At 49.3% G+C, this 1,142-nt stretch carries 1 protein-coding gene; it reads right to left on the bottom strand.

The genetic code is table 11. The annotated features are described in order from the left end of the window. Positions 1-13: 13 nt before the first annotated feature. Positions 14-1,142, bottom strand: a 1,129-nt coding sequence (locus tag B5P39_RS24325) for an IS4-like element IS10A family transposase (protein ID WP_140418356.1), incomplete at its 5' end; no start/stop codon positions are given.

Below are 1,142 nucleotides of genomic sequence, written 5' to 3' on the forward strand. Positions count from 1 at the left end.
CTGAAGGATCCCCTCATAAATCAGCCATAGCATAGCCATATTTGAGCAACTGATTGGCGAATAATACCCAGGCCGCCAGCAATTCTTTCTCCGTGATTTGATAATCAGGCCGCCTGAGTACCTCCAATCCCAAGCGAATCGTTGAGAGTACCGTTCGATGCCCAATGGTATTGGCCTGAAAATGCTTATCCCAGCCCTGTTGCTGTGCGTGTAAACCAACTAGCCACAACAGGCATTGAACCATCAACGCTATCAGTAGGATGATGTCGAATCGCTCTGGACTGTTGGTACGACTTTGGCGTAAGCCAAAGCCGTATGCCGGGCTTTTGAGGTCACGAAAGGTTTCCTCTATTTGCATACGTTTGGCGTACAGGTTTACCAGCTGCTTTGGGCTCCGAGATTCTGGTGGTAAATTGCTGGCTAACACCCAAGGCTCTTTCGCCGATGTTGAGTACGTTTTTGCCGATGGATGGTGGCAATTAGTCCTCGTTGAACGCTGATTTGTACGCCCCTTAGGTTTGCTACGATAAAGCGTGAGATGGCAATTGATAGGGTTAGTTTTGGTCAAGGTCTTACAACCCAGGCTCTTCGCTTGACCGTTGGCCAAGTCATGTGTACTGCGAACTGCACGCCAATTTTCAGCGCCAATATCTGCAAATTGAACTGTACCGCGAATACGGCTTAGCCAAAACCAACCATGCGCCTCAACCTCTTTGTACCAAGGCACTTTGAACCCCGCGTCAGTCACGATGAGAGGGGTAACATGCAAAGGTAAAATCTTGGCTAAGTCCGCTAAAAAACCGTTGTGGGAGGCCTTAGAGCATTGTTCTGATAGGGGATAGGACTTCTCATACAGGGTAATAGAGCGGCCATTGAAGGCTATTGAGGCGCGCAGAGCCATGATGCGTTTATGCTCTCGGATGTCTGACCAATCGACGAGCACAATCGGCATAGGGTTACCAGAACAGATGAGGCTGGCATGCCATTGGTAGACAGCTAACCGTTCTTGATGCAGATGCGTGTTGCCGAGCAAACGATCAATGCGCTTGATGTTGTGCTTGGTTCGGGCCGTGGTTGGTAAATTTCGACCTAACTCAGTCAAGGTCAGTGTCTTACATTCAATCAGTGCCTTAGAGGCCAGC

This window comes from Shewanella sp. Shew256 (assembly GCF_002196695.1).
Lineage (GTDB): Bacteria > Pseudomonadota > Gammaproteobacteria > Enterobacterales > Shewanellaceae > Shewanella > Shewanella mangrovisoli.